Origin of the sequence: Rathayibacter sp. VKM Ac-2929 (assembly GCF_022815495.1) — a bacterium.
Taxonomy (GTDB): Bacteria; Actinomycetota; Actinomycetes; order Actinomycetales; family Microbacteriaceae; genus Rathayibacter; species Rathayibacter festucae.
Genome location: NZ_JALGRV010000002.1, coordinates 763,488 through 778,273 on the forward strand (window position 1 = coordinate 763,488; position 14,786 = coordinate 778,273).

Sequence of the window (14,786 nt, forward strand, 5' to 3'; positions counted from 1 at the left end):
CCGCTCCTCCGTGCAGGTCTGCACCGAACGCACGCGATCGCCTGCAGATCGGACGCGACGGGGGACGGACCGCCGCGAATCGCGCACACCGCACGCCCGCCGCCCGCTCGTAGACTCGGACGGTGAAGGTTCTTGCGGCGATGAGCGGTGGAGTGGACTCGGCGGTGGCCGCGGCCCGCGCGGTGGAGGCGGGGCACGAGGTGGTCGGCGTGCATCTCGCGCTGAGCAGGATGCCCGGCACGCTGCGCACCGGCAGCCGCGGCTGCTGCACGATCGAGGACTCGATGGACGCCCAGCGCGCCGCGAACGTCCTCGGCATCCCCTACTACGTGTGGGACTTCTCCGAGCGGTTCAAGCTCGACGTGGTCGACGACTTCGTGGCCGAGTACGCCGCCGGCCGCACCCCCAACCCGTGCATGCGCTGCAACGAGCGGATCAAGTTCGCCGCCCTGCTCGAGAAGGCGCTCGACCTCGGCTTCGACGCCGTCTGCACCGGCCACTACGCCTCCCTCGAGACCGCGGCCGACGGCAGCCCCGAGCTGCACCGCGCGAGCGACGAGGCGAAGGACCAGTCCTACGTGCTCGGCGTGCTCACCACCACGCAGCTCGAGCACTCGATGTTCCCGCTCGGCTCGACGCCGTCGAAGGCGGTCGTCCGCGCGGAGGCGGCCCGCCGCGGCCTGAGCGTCGCGAACAAGCCGGACAGCTACGACATCTGCTTCATCCCCGACGGCGACACCCGCGGCTGGCTCTCGGAGCGCGTCGCCCCCGAGACCGGGGCGATCGTCGACCGCGACGGCGCGGTGGTGGGGGCCCACGAGGGTGCCCACGGCTACACGGTCGGTCAGCGCCGGGGCCTGCACCTCGGCGTGCCCGCGCCGGACGGACGACCGCGCTTCGTCCTCGAGGTGCGGCCGAAGACGAACGAGGTCGTCGTCGGTCCGCGGGAGGCGCTGCGCATCGGCGAGATCGCCGGCGCGCGCTTCACCTGGGCCGGCGCGGCGCCGGAGGACGCGTCGACGCCGTTCCGCTGCGACGTGCAGATCCGCGCACACGCCGACCCGGTCCCGGCGACCGCCGTGGTGTCGGACGTCTCTGGGAAGGTGGAGCTCGTGATCACTCCCGACTCGCCGCTCGACGGCGTCGCCCCCGGCCAGACGGCCGTCGTCTACCTCGGCACCCGCGTGCTCGGCCAGTGCACCATCGACCGCACGGTCGCGGCCGACCTCGTCGGTGCCTCCGCGAGCGGGGCGGTGCTCTGATGGCCGCGACGTCCGAGGCGGGCGCGACTCCGGCGGCGGACCTCGATCCGGCGCAGCGCGTCGACGAGCTGCGCGCGCGGATCCGCTCGGCGAGCGAGGACTACTACGCGGCCGACGCCTCGCCGCTCGCCGACGCCGAGTACGACGCGCTGGTCCGCGAGCTCGCCGAGCTCGAGACGGCGCACCCCGAGCTGGCCAGCGAGGACTCGCCGACGCAGACCGTCGGGGGAGTGGTCGCCGCCGGTCTCGACCCGATCGATCACGCCGAGCGGATGCTCTCGCTCGACAACGTCTTCTCGGCCGAGGAGCTGCGCGAGTGGTGCGACAAGACCGTCGCCTCCGCCGCCCGCCCGGTCGCCTGGCTGACCGAGCTCAAGATCGACGGCCTCGCCATCTCGCTGCACTACGAGAACGGCCGCCTCGTCACCGCGGCCACCCGCGGCGACGGGCGGACCGGCGAGGACGTCACCGTCAACGCACTGCGCGTGGCGGGCATCCCTCAGCAGCTGGCGGGCGAGGGGCACCCCGCGCTGGTCGAGGTCCGCGGCGAGGTCTTCATCCCCGTGCGCGAGTTCGCGGCACTGAACGCCCTGCAAGAGACCCTGCGGGACGAGGCCGTCGAGGAGGCGCGCGAGCGCTGGTCGGCCCGGCCGAGCGCCACCCGCAAGCCCTTCGACGAGGAGCGGGTCCGCGACAGCGCCCTGCGCCGCTTCCCCACCTTCGCCAACCCGCGGAACGCCGCGAGCGGCGGGCTCCGCCAGCAGCTCGACAAGAAGTCCGGCCTCGACCTCCGCGCCGGCGAGGCGCGCGTCGGCTCGCTCGCGCTCTACGTGCACGGCATCGGCGCCTGGCCGGACCCGCCGGTGCAGAGCCAGTCCGAGGTCTACGGGCTGCTCGCCTCCTGGGGGCTGCCGGTCAGCGCGCACAACCGGGTGTCGGAGTCGGTGGACGAGGTCCTCGCCTTCGTCGAGCAGTACGGCCGCGAGCGCCACTCGGTCGAGCACGAGATCGACGGCGTCGTCGTCAAGGTGGACGAGCTGGAGCTGCACGACGAGCTCGGCGCCACCAGCCGCGCCCCGCGCTGGGCCATCGCCTACAAGTACCCGCCCGAGGAGGTGCACACCAAGCTCCTCGACATCGTCGTCAGCGTCGGCCGCACCGGCCGGGCCACCCCGTTCGCGCAGATGGAGAAGGTCAAGGTCGCCGGCTCCGAGGTGCGCCAGGCCACGCTGCACAACGCCGACGTGGTGAAGGCCAAGGGCGTGCTGATCGGCGACACCGTCGTCCTGCGCAAGGCCGGCGACGTCATCCCCGAGGTGCTCGGCCCGGTGATCGAGCTGCGCGACGGCAGCGAGCGCGAGTTCGTGATGCCGACGCAGTGCCCCGAGTGCGGCACGACCCTCGCTCCCGCCAAGGAGGGCGACGTCGATCTGCGCTGCCCGAACGCCCGCTCCTGCCCCGCGCAGGTGCGCGGCCGCGTCGAGCACATCGGCAGCCGCGGCGCGCTCGACATCGAGGTGCTCGGCGAGGTGACCGCCGCGGCGCTGACCCAGCCGTTCGTGCCCGCGGAGCCGCCGCTCGACACCGAGGCGGGCCTGTTCGAGCTGCGGATCGAGGACGTCTTCCCGATCGAGGTCGTCGTCCGCGACAGCGAGACCGGGCTGCAGAAGCTCGACGACCGGGGCGAGGCGAAGGTCGTCGGCCCGTTCAAGCGCAAGCGGCAGAAGCGCGACGGCCCGTTCGACCCGGAGGCGGAGGTGTTCGGCGGCGACGCCGAGTACGTGCCCTCGACGACCGGCCTCGCGCTGATCGCCAACATCGAGAAGGCGAAGACCTCGCCGCTCTGGCGCTTCCTGGTCTCGCTCAGCATCCGGCACGTCGGCCCGGTCGCCGCCCGCGCCCTGGCCGGGCACTTCGGCTCGCTCGACGCGATCCGCGCGGCCAGCCGCGAGGAGCTCGCGGCGGTCGACGGCGTCGGCGGCATCATCGGCGACGCGGTGCTCGCCTGGTTCGAGGTCGACTGGCACGCCGAGATCGTCGACCGCTGGGCGAAGGCCGGCGTGCAGTTCGCCACGCCCGGCCACCCCGTCCCCGGCGCGGCCGACGCCGCGGGCGGCGTGCTCGCCGGGCTGACCGTCGTCGCGACCGGCTCGCTCGAGGGCTACAGCCGCGAGGGGGCACAGGAGGCGATCCTCGCCGCCGGCGGCAAGGCCGGCTCGAGCGTGTCCAAGAAGACGCACTACGTCGCCGCGGGGCCCGGTGCCGGGAGCAAGCTCGGCAAGGCCGAGGCGCTCGGCGTGCGGATCATCACCGCCGCGGAGTTCCACCTGCTCGTGACCGAGGGGCCCGAGGCGATCGCGCTGCCCGAGGAGGCGGCCTCGGAGGAGACGGCCGGCGACGCGCCAGTGGCCGACGCGCCCGCCGCCGACGGCACCGACCCGGTCGCCGCCGAGGCGCCGGCCGACGAGACCGCCGATGCGTCGACCGCCGATGCGCCCGCCGCCGAGGAGACCCCCGACGCGGATGCCTGACCGGCCCGGCGAGGAGCGGCGGGCGTTCCTCCGCCGCTCCCTCGCCGAGGCCGCCTCGACCGCGCTGGACGCCGCCGCCCGCGCCGTGCCGCTCACGACTCGCGAGCGCGAGGCCGCCGCCGCACTGGCCCGGATCGACCACCTCGTCGTCGTCTCCTTCGCCGGCCGGCCGCGCCGGGAGGTCTTCGGCGCTCTCGACGGCGAGCCGGGCAGCGACTTCGCCGGCGGCACCGACGAGGTGCTGACCGCCCCCGGCCCCAGAACCGCGGGCGACCGATTCGCCCCCGCGATGCTCCCCGTGCACACGCTGCTCGCGCACTCCTTCGCGCGCGCCGACCACTGGCGCGCGGACGGCCGTGACCCGCTCCGCTCACTGCTCGACTCGGCCAGGCACGTCGGCACCCGCTGGTCCCTGGTCGTCGACGACCGGCAGGGTGTCTCGACCACGCTGCTCGCCGACCCCGAGTGGCCGCACCACGACCCCGCGGCCGTCGCCGCCGCCGAGGGAGTCCTTCTCCCGCTCTCCCGTCTCGCGGAGGCCGCCGCCGCGGGCGCCCTGCCGCCGGTCGTCCTCGTCGAGCCCCGCTCGCTCGTCGATCCGGCCGACTTCGCCGCCGCCGACGATCCGAGCGCCTCGCGGTCCGCGGACGCGCGGGTCGCCGAGCGGCTCCTGCACGAGACCGTCGACGCGGTCCGGGCGGCGGAGTCGGCCGGCCGCCGAGTGCTCCTGCTCGTCATCGCGCGCGGACAGGCCGGTCGCCCCGGCGACGTCCCGGCCCTCCTCATCGCCTCGAGCGCGCGGCCCGGTGATCGTCTGACGGCCCGGCTCGGCCCGGCGACTCCCGCCCTCCTGCACCGCGCCCGCTTCGCCGCGGACCGCCGGGCGCTGGCGGACGACGGCGTGCTCGCCGTCGCCGAGGCGCTCTCCGGGCCCGCCCGGCCGCTGTCGCGCTACCCGCGCACGGCACCCGCCTTCGCGCCGGAGGACCGGGAGCGCTCGATCGGGCCGGCCCTGGCCGCAGCCCTCGCCGCGGCAGGCGTCAGCGGCGCGCCCATCGACGTCGATCAGGCCCTCATGATGCTCCGAGCCGCCGCCCCGGGCGCGTCGCTACACTCCCGGGAGGCACGGATCCGCAGCACGCGGGAAGGGCGGGACGCATGAGCGGCACCGACGGCGGCGGCGATCGCACCCCGCGAGACGATGCCCCTCGTTCGCGCTCCCGCCGCCGCTTCCTGGCCGGCGGCGCGGTCGCCGGCGGAGTCGCCGCCGCGGGCCTCACCGGCGGAGCGATCGGCGCGGCCGTCGCCTCCGGCCGGGACCGCGAGGCCGAATCGCCGCTGCCCGAGCGCAGCGAGCCGGGCTTCGACCACGTCGTCGTCGTGATGTTCGAGAACCGCTCCTTCGACAACATCCTCGGGCAGCTCTACACGGCCGACGGCCCGCCCGCGGGCGCGACCTTCGAGGGCCTGCAGAGCGGCGAGCACTCCAACACCACCGCCGCGGGTGACACGGTCGCCGCGCACGTCTACCAGGGCGCGACCGACACCGTCATGCGCCAGCCCGATCCCGACCCGGGCGAGGAGTACCCGCACGTCAACACCCAGCTCTTCGGCACGATCGACCCGCCGTCGAACGCCGGGGCGTCCGTCGGCGCGATGACGGCCCCCTACAACGCGCCCGCCGACGCGTCCGCGCCGACGATGAGCGGGTTCCTCGAGGACTACGTGCAGAACCTCCGCCACCTGAAGAAGGGCGAGGAGCCGACCCGCGAGGAGTACGGCACCATCATGGGCGGCTTCTCGCCCGACATGCTGCCCGTCTTCTCGACACTGGCCCGCGAGTTCGCCGTCTTCGACCACTGGTTCTGCGCCGTCCCCTCGCAGACCTTCTGCAACCGCTCGTTCTTCCACGCCTCGACCTCGCACGGCTTCGTCACCAACAAGCACGGCGGCGGCTACGAGAAGTGGCTCGCCGACGACCTCGCCGATGCACCGACCGTCTTCAACCGCCTCGAGGAGGCCGGGAAGAGCTGGCGGGTCTACTTCGACGCGCTCCAGGTCGTCTCCTACACCGGCTTCCTGCACGCGCCGGTGCTCGAGAAGTACTGGAAGACCAACTTCGCCCCGATGGAGCAGTTCCACGCGGACGTCGCGAACGGCGAGCTGCCCGACTACGCCTTCGTCGAGCCGCGGCTCGTCTTCGACCACAACGACATGCACCCGCCGACGGGCGTCCTGCACGAGGACGAGGTCGACGGGCAGCCGCTCTACGACAGCGCGCTCTCCGACGTGCGCGCGGGGGAGCTGCTGCTGCACCAGATCTACTCGGCGATCCGCGAGAGCGCGTCGACGACGGGCTCGAACGCGATCAACACCCTGCTGCTGGCCACCTTCGACGAGCACGGCGGTCTCTACGACCACGTGCCGCCGCCCGCCGCGACCCCGCCCGGCGACGGCCGCGAGGGCGAGATGGGCTTCGGCTTCGACCGCCTCGGCTGCCGCGTGCCGGCGATCGCGATCTCGGCCTACACGCGGGCCGGCACGGTCCTGCACGACGAGATGCACCACGGCGCCCTGATCCGCACCCTCAGCCGCCTGCACGGGCTCGAGCCGCTCACGGCGCGCGACGCGGACGCGCCCGACCTCTTCGGCGTGGTCACCCTCGACACCCCGCGGCAGATCGACGACTGGCCGACCACCGTGCCGCAGTACCTGCCGCCGAATCCGGAGGCGACCCCGCCGCACCCGGCCAACGCGAACAGGGACAAGCCGCTCAGTCCGCCGGCCCTCGGGTTGATGGGCCTGCTGCTCGCCCGCTACGGCGAGCCCGGCGACGACCTGCCGACCACTTACCAGGGCGCCTACGAGGCGCTGCTGAAGCACGGCACGAGCCTCTTCGGCACCGGCACAATCACTGCCTCGCCCACCGCCTCGCCCACCGCGTCGCCCGGGGCCTGAGCGGAGGGAGCGTCGGTGCCCCTGGCTAGACTGGACGCCGATTCCCACGAACCACCCGACGGAGACGCATGTCCGAGATCACGGCCGACACGGTCGCCCATCTGGCCTCGCTGGCCAGGATCGACCTCACCACCGAGGAGATCGAGAACCTCACCCGGGAGCTCGGTCAGATCGTCGACTCGGTGACGGCGATCCAGGCCGTCGCCACCCCCGACGTCCCGGCCACCAGCCACCCCATCCCGCTCGAGAACGTGTTCCGCCCCGACGTCGTGGGCGAGACGCTGACCCTCGAGCAGGCGCTCTCCGGTGCTCCCGAGCACGACGGCAGCCGCTTCCAGGTCTCCGCGATCCTGGGGGAGGAGCAGTGAGCGCCCACGGCGACGAGCTCGTCCGCCTCAGCGCCTCCGCCCTCGCCTCGCGCCTCGCCGACGGCTCCGTCTCCTCGCGCGAGGCGACGCAGGCGCACCTCGACCGCATCGCCGCCGTCGACGGCGCAGTGCACGCCTTCCTGCACGTCGCGGGCGACGCCGCGACCGCGACGGCCGACGCGATCGACCGCCGCCGCGCCGAGGGCGAGTCGCTGCACCCGCTCGCCGGCGTCCCGCTCGCGGTCAAGGACGTCATCGTCACGAACGACATGCCGACCACCGCGGGCTCGCGCATCCTCGAGGGCTGGCGCCCGCCGTACGACGCGACCGTCATGCAGAAGGTCCGCGCGGCCGGCCTCGTGCCGATCGGCAAGACCAACATGGACGAGTTCGCGATGGGCTCGACCACCGAGCGCTCCGCCTACGGCCCCACCCACAACCCGTGGGACCTCGACCGCATCCCCGGCGGCTCCGGCGGCGGCTCGGCCGCGGCCGTCGCGAGCTACGAGGCGCCGCTGGCCCTCGGCTCGGACACCGGCGGCTCGATCCGCCAGCCCGCGCACGTCACCGGCACCGTCGGAGTCAAGCCGACCTACGGCGGGGTCTCCCGCTACGGCGCCGTCGCCCTGGCCTCGAGCCTCGACCAGATCGGCCCGGTCTCGCGCACGGTCCTGGACTCGGCGCTGCTGCACGACGTCATCGCCGGGCACGACCCGCGCGACTCGACCTCGCTCCGCGACGAGTGGCCCTCCTTCGCCGATGCGGTCCGCCGCGCCGACGTGAAGGGCCTGCGGATCGGCGTACTCAAAGAGCTCGACGGGGGAGAGGGCTTCCAGCCCGGTGTCCTCGCGCGCTTCCACGAAGCCCTCGCGGTGCTCGAGAAGGCCGGCGCCGAGATCGTCGAGGTCAGCGCGCCGAGCATCGAGCACGCCGTCGCGGCGTACTACCTGATCCTCCCCGCGGAGGCGTCGAGCAACCTCGCGAAGTTCGACTCCGTCCGCTTCGGCCTGCGGGTCACCCCGCAGGGCGGCGGCACCGTCGAGCAGGTCATGGCCGCGACCCGCGAGCAGGGCTTCGGCCCCGAGGTGAAGCGCCGGATCATCCTCGGCACCTACGCGCTCTCGGCCGGCTACTACGACGCCTACTACGGCAGCGCGCAGAAGGTGCGGACCCTGGTCCAGCGCGACTTCGACGCCGCCTTCGCCTCGGTCGACGTGATCGCCTCGCCGACCGCGCCGACCACCGCCTACCGGCTCGGCGAGAAGCTCGACGACCCGCTGGCGATGTACCGGGGCGACATCGCCACCATCCCGGCGAACCTGGCCGGCATCCCCGGCATCTCGGTCCCCGCCGGTCTCGCCGACGAGGACGGCCTCCCGGTCGGCGTCCAGTTCCTGGCCCCCGCCCGCCAGGACGTCCGGCTCTACACCGTCGGCGGCGCGCTCGAGGCGCTCCTGGAGGAGCAGTGGGGCCACCCGCTGCTCTCGCAGGCGCCCGATCTCGCCGCCGCCCAGCTCTCCGCCCCCCAGGAAGGTGCCGTCTGATGGCCTCCGCGCACGCGTCCGCCCCCGAGCTGATGGACTACGACGAGGTCTTCGAGCGCTTCGAGCCGGTCCTCGGCTTCGAGGTGCACATCGAGCTCAACACGAAGACGAAGATGTTCTCGGACGCCCCGAACATCGCCGGCTCCGAGCCGAACACGAACACGACGCCCGTGTGCCTGGGCCTGCCCGGCTCGCTGCCGGTCGTCAACGAGCAGGCCGTCCGCTACTCGATCAGCCTCGGCCTCGCGCTCGGCTGCTCGATCGCGCCGTCCAGCCGCTTCGCCCGGAAGAACTACTTCTACCCGGACATGGCGAAGAACTACCAGATCTCGCAGTTCGACGAGCCGATCGCGTTCGAGGGCTCGGTCGAGGTCGAGCTCGCCGACGGCAGCGTCGTGCACATCCCGATCGAGCGCGCGCACATGGAGGAGGACGCGGGCAAGCTGACCCACGTCGGCGGCTCCACCGGCCGCATCCAGGGCGCGGAGTACTCGCTGGTCGACTACAACCGCGCCGGCGTCCCGCTGGTCGAGATCGTCACGAAGCCGATCCACGGCGCGGGCAAGAGCGCTCCGGAGTACGCGAAGGCCTACGTCGCCACCATCCGCGACATCGTCCTCGCGCTCGGCATCTCCGACGCGAAGATGGAGCGCGGCAACCTCCGCTGCGACGCGAACGTCTCGCTCAAGCCGATCGGCCAGGAGAAGCTCGGCACCCGCACCGAGACCAAGAACGTCAACTCGCTCCGCTCGGTCGAGCGCGCCGTGCGCTACGAGATCCAGCGCCAGGGCGCGATCCTCGCCGCCGGCGGCACGATCACCCAGGAGACGCGGCACTGGCACGAGGACACCGGCCGCACCTCGGCCGGGCGCCCGAAGAGCGACGCCGACGACTACCGCTACTTCCCGGAGCCCGACCTGCTGCCCGTGGTGCCGAGCCCCGAGCTGATCGAGGAGCTGCGCGCCGCGCTGCCCGAGAAGCCCGCCGCCCGCCGCCGCCGGCTGAAGGCCGACTGGGGCTTCACCGACCTCGAGTTCCAGGACGTCGCGAACAGCGGTCTCCTGGTCGAGATCAGCGAGACCGTCGCCGCCGGCGCCTCGCCGCAGGCCGCCCGCAAGTGGTGGACCGGCGAGATCGCCCGGCTCGCCAATGCGGCGGGGCAGGACCCGGCCGAGCTGGTCGCTCCCGAGCAGGTCGCCGAGCTCGCGACGCTGATCGACGCCGGCACCCTCACCGACCGGCTCGCCCGCGAGGTGCTCCAGGGCGTCATCGCCGGCGAGGGCACCCCGCAGGAGGTCGTCGACGCCCGCGGGCTCGCGGTCGTCTCGGACGACGGCGCCCTCATCGAGGCGATCGACGCCGCCCTGGCCTCGCAGCCCGACGTGCTCGTGAAGATCCGGGACGGCAAGGTCCAGGCCGCCGGCGCGGTCATCGGCGCGGTGATGAAGGCGATGAAGGGCCAGGCCGACGCCGCCCGCGTCCGCGAGCTCGTCCTCGAGCGCGCGGCCGGCTGAGTCGATGCGCGGGGAACGGACGGCGGCGTGAGCACCCTGCCCGGCGACGCGTCCGTCCCCGCTCGGCTCGATCTGCCGGGCGGGGCGTTCCTCCGCCCGCTCGTGACGAGCGACGCGGATCTGCTGCACCCGGTGATCGGGCAGCGCCGCGGCTGGCTCGCCGCGCTGCTGCCCAAGGGCGACCCGAGCGGCCTGCCCTCCGCCTCCCCGGGTGACGACCTGCGCGCGCTCCGGCGGCTCGAGACCGCCGCGCGCGAGCGGCGCCTCTTCGCCTACCTCCTCGTCGGCGCGGACTGGACCGAGGTCCTCGGTGCCCTGAGCGTCCGGCCCGTCGGCGACGACCACGGCGAAGCGTCCTGGTGGGTGGTGCCGAGCCTCGTCGGGTCCCGCCTCGAGGAGGAGCTCGACGCCTACGCGCGACGCTGGCTGCTGCTGCGCTGGCCGTTCGAGCGCGTCGAGACCCCCGACAACCACCCCGAGGAGCCGGCCGCCCTGGCCGGGGCCAACCTGCTCCCGCTGCTCCCCGAGACTCCGGCGCGCACGCCGCTGCCCGAGCCGGACCCCGCGGCGGCGGAAGTACTCTGGGCCGCCTACCGGGCGCACGAGCCGACTGCGCCCGAGGAACTGCCCCTCGTCGAGTCCTTCGGCGACTCGGTCGAGCTCGCCGACGAGCTGCTCGCCCTGGTGCGGCGCGGCGTCAAGACCGCGACGGCCTCGCTCGTCGGCGACGAGCCCGTGCTCCGCGTCGGCGACCACTGGATCGTCTGCGACGGCGCCGGTGTCGCCCGCGTCGTGCTGCGGACCGTCGAGATCCGTCTCGGTCCCCTCGACAGCGTGGACGACGCCTTCGCCTGGGACGAGGGCGAGAACGACCGCTCGCGGGAGTCCTGGCTCGCCGGGCACCGGCGCTACTTCGAGCGCGAGTCACCGGGCGGCATCGGCACCGTCGTCTTCGAGCGCTTCCGCCTGGTCTGGCCGGAGGAGGATGCGACCGTCGCCGCGGGCTTCTCGCGGCGGATCGCCTCCGAGCGGCCGGACGGCGCACCCTAGGCCGGTTCGGGGGGTTCCCCTGATGCTCCACTCAGCGGCCCTGCGTCAGAGTGGAGGCATGGCTACTCTCGTGCGCCCCCGTCGGGGCAAGATCATCGCCGGCGTCTGCGCCGGCCTCGCTAACCGCTTCGGCTGGAGCCCCTTCCTGGTCCGGCTGCTCTTCGTGCTCTCCTGCCTGCTCCCCGGGCCGCAGATCATCGCGTACCTCGTGATGTGGGTGGTCGTCCCGAAGCAGAAGTGATCCCGGCGCTCCTCCGCCCCTCCGCCTCCCTCGGGAGCGGTGGCGGGGGAGCGTCTTTCTTCACGTGGTGAACGTTCACGGCGACGTACCGCGCCACGCTTGACCCGACCCCTCGTGCCGCTCTACCGTGATGCGTGAACGTTCACGTCGACGACGCCGCGAAAGGGCTACGCATGACCGACTCCACCACGACCACCGCCACCGCACCGGGCTGGGCGGTGCTCGGCCCCGGCAGCATCGCGCGCCGGTTCCTCTCCCAGCTCCCGGCGAGCAGCCGCGGGGCCCGGCTCGTCGCGGCGGGCAGCTCCGATCAGGGGCGCGCCGCCGCCTTCGCCGCCGAGGCCGTCGAGCACGGCTTCCCGGACGCGACCGCCGGCGACTACGCCGCGGTCCTCGCCGATCCGCAGGTCAGCGCCGTCTACATCTCCACGGTGCACACCGGCCACGCGGCGCTCGTCCTCCAGGCGCTCGAGGCCGGCAAGGCCGTGCTCTGCGAGAAGCCGCTCGCCGTCAATCACGGCACCGCGATGGCCCTGGTCGACGCCGCCCGCAGCGCCGGGCTGCCGCTGGTGGAGGCGTACATGTACCGCTTCCACCCGCAGACCGCCGCGCTGCTCGACCTCGTCCGCGACGGCGTGATCGGCGACGTCGTGCACATCGACGCCTCCTTCTCCTTCCGCACCGGCGCCCGCGAGGGCCGGCTGTACGACGTCGCGACGGCCGGCGGCGGCATCCTCGACGTCGGCGGCTACACCGTCACCGCCGCGGCGGCCGTGGTCCAGGCCGCGACCGGCGTCGCCGTCGCCGAGCCCGTCGAGTTCGACGCGCAGGGCACGCTCGGCCCGACCGGCGTCGACGAGTGGAGCGTCGCCCGCGCGACCTACCGCGGCGGCATCACCGCGACCCTCCGCACCGGAGTGGCGCTGGACGACGTGAACGCCCTGACCGTCCACGGCACTCGCGGCCGTCTGCACGTGGCCGACCCGTGGTTCGGCGCCGCGGAGACGGGCATCGAGATCAGCGTCGTGGGCGAGGAGCCCCGCCTCGTGGCCTTCGAGGGGGAGAGCCCCTACGCGCTCGAGGCGGACGCGACGACCGACGCCCTGGCCGCCGGCGCTGTCGAGGTGCCGCAGATGACCCTCGACGAGACCCTCGCGACCGCACGCACGCTCGACCGCTGGCGCTCCGCGGTCGGCCTGCGCTTCCCGTTCGAGGCCGAGACCGCCGATATCCCGACCGTCTCCGGTCGGCCGCTCCGCGTCGCGGCGGACGCCTCGATGCTCTCCGGTGAGATCCCCGGCGTCGGCAAGCGGATGTCGCGGCTCGTGATGGGCGTCGACAACCAGCCCGACCTGGCGCACGCCTCGGCGATCTTCGACGCCTTCGTCGAGCAGGGCGGCACCGCCTTCGACACCGGCTACATCTACGGCGGCGGCGTGCTCGAGGGCCGTCTCGGGCAGTGGATCCGGAACCGCGGCATCCGCGAGGACGTCGTCGTGATCACCAAGGGCGCGCACACCCCGTACTGCGATCCGGAGTCGCTCACCCGCCAGCTGCTCGAGAGCCTCGAGCGCCAGGGCACCGACTACGCCGACATCTACCTGATGCATCGCGACAACCTCGAGGTTCCGGTGGGCGAGTTCGTCGACGTGATGGACGAGCACCAGCGCGCCGGGCGGATCCGCGCCTACGGCGTCTCGAACTGGACGCCCGCACGCTTCGACGAGGCGCAGGAGTACGCCCGGGCCAACGGCCGGGCCGGCTTCCAGGCGCTGAGCAACCACTTCGGCCTGGCCGAGGCGTACGACGTGCCGTGGGACGGCTGCGTGCACGTCACCGACCGGGCCTCGAAGGAGTGGCTGGTCGAGCGGCAGATCCCGCTGCTGCCGTGGTCCTCGCAGGCCCGCGGCTTCTTCACCGGCCGCGCCCGACCGGATGACACCAGCGACGCCGAGCTGGTGCGCTGCTACTACGGGCCGGACAACTTCGAGCGGCTCCGCCGGGCCGAGCAGCTGGCGGCCGAGCACGGCGTCGGAGCGACGGCGATCGCCCTGGCCTACGTGCTCGCGCAGCCGTTCCCGACCTTCCCGCTCTTCGGACCGCGCACGATCACCGAGCTGCGCTCGTCGATGCGCGGCCTGTCGATCGAGCTGACTCCGGAGCAGACGGCGTGGCTCGACCTCCGCGCCTGAGCGGTGCCGAGGCCGGCGGTCGCGCGACGATTCACGACGTCGCCGCGGCCGCCGGGGTCTCCCGCCAGACCGTCACCCGGGCGATGAACGGCATGCCGGGCATCAGCGAGGAGACGAAGCAGCGGGTCCTCGAGGCGGCGGAGCAGCTGTCCTACCGGCCGTCGCGCTTCGGCCGCGGCCTGGTGACGGGTGGCGAGCACCAGCTCGGGCTCGTCGTCGACGACCTGCGGAACCCGTGGTCGCCGGAGCTCGCCTCCGCCGTCGTCCGGGTCGCCGCGGCGCGGGGCTGGAACGTCTCGCTCGCGGACGTCGGCCTCGCCGCCGACTCCGACCGGATGATCCAGGCGCTCGGCGCGCAGACGGACGCGGTGATCGGCACCTTCGGCGATCGGGCTGCCGAGTGGATCGAGCGGCTCGGCTCCGTGCCGGTCGTCGAGCTCGATCCGACCGGGGACCCGCTGAGGGGCGCGGTGCTGCTCGACCATTCCGACGCGGTCGGGGCGCTGGCCGAGCACCTGGCCGAGGTGGGGGTGCGGCGTCCGGTGGTCGTCGACGTGTCGCGGGACGCGCGGCCGAGCCCGCGGGCGGAGCTCCTGCTGGGCGCCTTCGCCGCGCACGGGCTCGAGGCCTCGGTCGTCCGCGCGGACGTCCCGACCGCGCAGGCCGCGGCGGAGGCGACCGAGCGGATCGTCGCGCGGCCGCGGGTCGCGGATGCGATCGTCGCCTTCAACGACCTCTGCGCGCTCGGCGTGCTCTCCGCCTGCCGCCGCGCGGGCGTGGACGTGCCCGGTGACGTCCGGGTGGTCGGCATCGACGGCCTCTCGATCGGGCGGCTGCTCGCCCCGACGCTGACGACCCTCGCCGTCGACCTCGACGAGCTCGCCCGGCACGCCCTCGACCTCGCCGTCGCCATGATCGCCGGTGAGCTCCCGAAGGGGGGCCCGTCGGTGCACCGCACCGTCCGTCACCAGCTCGTCCTCCGCGAGTCCGCCTGACCCCCGCGGAGGTCTCGCGTGCCGCGAGCCGCGCCGTCATGCTGGTCGAGTAGCCCCGGAGGGGCGTATCGAGACCCGCCGTCATCAGCAGGGCGGGTCTGCAGACTCGTCTTCTGATGCTGGTGGATCTC

11 protein-coding genes are annotated in these 14,786 nt (G+C 73.9%); all 11 read left to right on the top strand.

Going from position 1 to position 14,786, the window contains the following annotated elements:
• The first annotated feature begins 122 nt into the window (after positions 1 to 122).
• The 11 genes from mnmA (at position 123) to MT355_RS08170 (ending at position 14,655) form a co-directional block, all read left to right on the top strand.
• A complete protein-coding gene (gene mnmA, locus MT355_RS08120; protein ID WP_243599131.1) occupies positions 123 to 1,262 on the top strand; it encodes a tRNA 2-thiouridine(34) synthase MnmA in 1,140 nt (379 codons plus the stop codon).
• Complete coding sequence (ligA, locus tag MT355_RS08125; protein ID WP_243599132.1) at positions 1,262 to 3,793, top strand: NAD-dependent DNA ligase LigA; 2,532 nt, start codon at positions 1,262 to 1,264, stop codon at positions 3,791 to 3,793. Before mnmA ends, ligA begins: the two co-directional genes overlap by 1 nt.
• On the top strand, positions 3,786 to 4,955 hold the full coding sequence (locus MT355_RS08130; protein WP_243599133.1) for a hypothetical protein: 1,170 nt from the start codon (positions 3,786 to 3,788) through the stop codon (positions 4,953 to 4,955). The genes ligA and MT355_RS08130 overlap by 8 nt, the downstream gene beginning before the upstream one ends.
• A complete protein-coding gene (locus MT355_RS08135; RefSeq protein ID WP_243599134.1) occupies positions 4,952 to 6,751 on the top strand; it encodes an alkaline phosphatase family protein in 1,800 nt (599 codons plus the stop codon). Before MT355_RS08130 ends, MT355_RS08135 begins: the two co-directional genes overlap by 4 nt.
• Before the next feature lie 68 nt (positions 6,752 to 6,819).
• The gene (gatC, locus tag MT355_RS08140) at positions 6,820 to 7,119 is read left to right on the top strand and encodes an Asp-tRNA(Asn)/Glu-tRNA(Gln) amidotransferase subunit GatC (protein ID WP_123445757.1); all 300 of its coding nucleotides are present in this window, start codon (positions 6,820 to 6,822) and stop codon (positions 7,117 to 7,119) included.
• Entirely contained in the window at positions 7,116 to 8,663 is a 1,548-nt protein-coding gene (gatA, locus tag MT355_RS08145) for an Asp-tRNA(Asn)/Glu-tRNA(Gln) amidotransferase subunit GatA (RefSeq protein WP_132437853.1), read from the top strand. The genes gatC and gatA overlap by 4 nt, the downstream gene beginning before the upstream one ends.
• Positions 8,663 to 10,177, top strand: a complete 1,515-nt coding sequence (gatB, locus tag MT355_RS08150; RefSeq protein WP_243599135.1) for an Asp-tRNA(Asn)/Glu-tRNA(Gln) amidotransferase subunit GatB — start codon at positions 8,663 to 8,665, stop codon at positions 10,175 to 10,177. The genes gatA and gatB overlap by 1 nt, the downstream gene beginning before the upstream one ends.
• A 27-nt stretch (positions 10,178 to 10,204) precedes the next feature.
• A complete protein-coding gene (locus MT355_RS08155) occupies positions 10,205 to 11,227 on the top strand; it encodes an ASCH domain-containing protein (RefSeq protein ID WP_243599136.1) in 1,023 nt (340 codons plus the stop codon).
• Positions 11,228 to 11,285: 58 nt separating this feature from the next.
• On the top strand, positions 11,286 to 11,468 hold the full coding sequence (locus tag MT355_RS08160) for a PspC domain-containing protein (protein WP_123445760.1): 183 nt from the start codon (positions 11,286 to 11,288) through the stop codon (positions 11,466 to 11,468).
• A gap of 173 nt (positions 11,469 to 11,641) precedes the next feature.
• Positions 11,642 to 13,660: an aldo/keto reductase gene (locus MT355_RS08165; protein ID WP_243599137.1), complete on the top strand. Its 2,019-nt coding sequence runs from the start codon at positions 11,642 to 11,644 to the stop codon at positions 13,658 to 13,660.
• On the top strand, positions 13,639 to 14,655 hold the full coding sequence (locus MT355_RS08170) for a LacI family DNA-binding transcriptional regulator (protein ID WP_243599138.1): 1,017 nt from the start codon (positions 13,639 to 13,641) through the stop codon (positions 14,653 to 14,655). Before MT355_RS08165 ends, MT355_RS08170 begins: the two co-directional genes overlap by 22 nt.
• Positions 14,656 to 14,786: the final 131 nt, after the last annotated feature.

What these genes read in the sequence shown, in the direction of transcription:
- MT355_RS08135 (WP_243599134.1), top strand. Translation starts at nt 4,952, where the DNA reads ATGAGCGGCACCGACGGCGGCGGCGATCGCACCCCGCGAGACGATGCC.
- gatB (WP_243599135.1), top strand. Translation starts at nt 8,663, where the DNA reads ATGGCCTCCGCGCACGCGTCCGCCCCCGAGCTGATGGACTACGACGAG.
- gatC (WP_123445757.1), top strand. Translation starts at nt 6,820, where the DNA reads ATGTCCGAGATCACGGCCGACACGGTCGCCCATCTGGCCTCGCTGGCC.
- ligA (WP_243599132.1), top strand. Translation starts at nt 1,262, where the DNA reads ATGGCCGCGACGTCCGAGGCGGGCGCGACTCCGGCGGCGGACCTCGAT.
- MT355_RS08160 (WP_123445760.1), top strand. Translation starts at nt 11,286, where the DNA reads ATGGCTACTCTCGTGCGCCCCCGTCGGGGCAAGATCATCGCCGGCGTC.
- MT355_RS08130 (WP_243599133.1), top strand. Translation starts at nt 3,786, where the DNA reads ATGCCTGACCGGCCCGGCGAGGAGCGGCGGGCGTTCCTCCGCCGCTCC.
- MT355_RS08165 (WP_243599137.1), top strand. Translation starts at nt 11,642, where the DNA reads ATGACCGACTCCACCACGACCACCGCCACCGCACCGGGCTGGGCGGTG.